Genomic DNA, 1066 nt, shown 5'->3' with positions numbered 1-1066 from the left:
ATTGCCGGGCTGCTGATGCTGGCAGTCAGCCACAGGCTGTACCGGGCGGAAGACAGAATGGAACGTCTGGCGCTGGTCGCCTGCCTGCTGGCTGTTATTCCGGCGCTTAACCTTGCCACCAGTGATGCAGCGGCGGTGGCCGGCCTTGTGATGACGGTGCTGACTGTTGGTCTGGTGTCCTGTACAGGGAAATCACTACCCCGTTTCTGGTACGGGGATTTTTTCCCGACGTTCTATGCCTGTCATCTTACTGTGCTGGGCGTTCTGGCTGTGTGACTGGTATGATGCTGGCGCTGATTCTGCTTATTAATAAACAACATAACACAGGATATTTATGAAAATTACGGATCACAAACTCCCTGAAGGTATTGCCCTGACATTTCGTGTCCCGGAAGGAAATATAAAACATCCTTTGATTCTCTTATGCCATGGATTTTGCGGTATCCGGAATGTTCTGCTGCCTTCCTTTGCGAATGCGTTTACAGAAGCCGGGTTTGCAACGATTACTTTTGATTATCGTGGATTCGGTGAGAGTGAAGGGGAACGAGGTCGTCTGGTTCCGGCAATGCAGACCGAAGATATTATTTCAGTTATCAATTGGGCAGAAAAGCAGGTATGTATTGATAATCAGCGTATTGGGTTATGGGGAACATCGCTGGGAGGGGGGCATGTCTTCAGTGCAGCTGCGCAGGACCAACGCGTAAAATGTATTGTCAGCCAGCTGGCTTTTGCTGACGGTGAGGTTCTGGTTACCGGAGAAATGAATGAACTGGAGAAAGCTTCTTTTCTGCCCACGCTGAATAAAATGGCAGAAAAGAAGAAAAATACCGGGAAAGAGATGTTTGTGGGGGGTACCCGGGTACTGAGTGATAATGAATCAAAGGTATTCTTCGAGAAGGTAAAAGGTCAGTATCCTGAAATGGATATAAAAATACCTTTCCTTACGGTTATGGAGACGTTGCAATATAAACCGGCAGAGAGCGCAGCCAAAGTACAGTGCCCAGTTTTGGTTGTTATTGCCGGCCAGGATAGTGTTAATCCACCAGAACAGGGAAGAGCCTTATAT

At 48.2% G+C, this 1066-nt stretch carries 2 protein-coding genes; both read left to right on the top strand.

Going from position 1 to position 1066, the window contains the following annotated elements; genetic code table 11:
• Window positions 1-276: TraX family protein (locus tag RTW80_RS25800; protein WP_312720917.1), on the top strand; the 276-nt coding region annotated here is incomplete at its 5' end.
• 58 nt (window positions 277-334) lie between these two features.
• Window positions 335-1066, top strand: a 732-nt coding sequence (locus tag RTW80_RS25795) for an alpha/beta hydrolase (RefSeq protein WP_312720915.1), incomplete at its 3' end; no start/stop codon positions are given.

Origin of the sequence: Escherichia sp. AM3 (assembly GCF_032029835.1) — a bacterium.
GTDB classification, from domain to species: domain Bacteria; phylum Pseudomonadota; class Gammaproteobacteria; order Enterobacterales; family Enterobacteriaceae; genus Escherichia; species Escherichia coli.
Note: the sequence above shows the minus strand (reverse complement) of the source record. Positions and strands in the feature narration are given on the sequence as shown.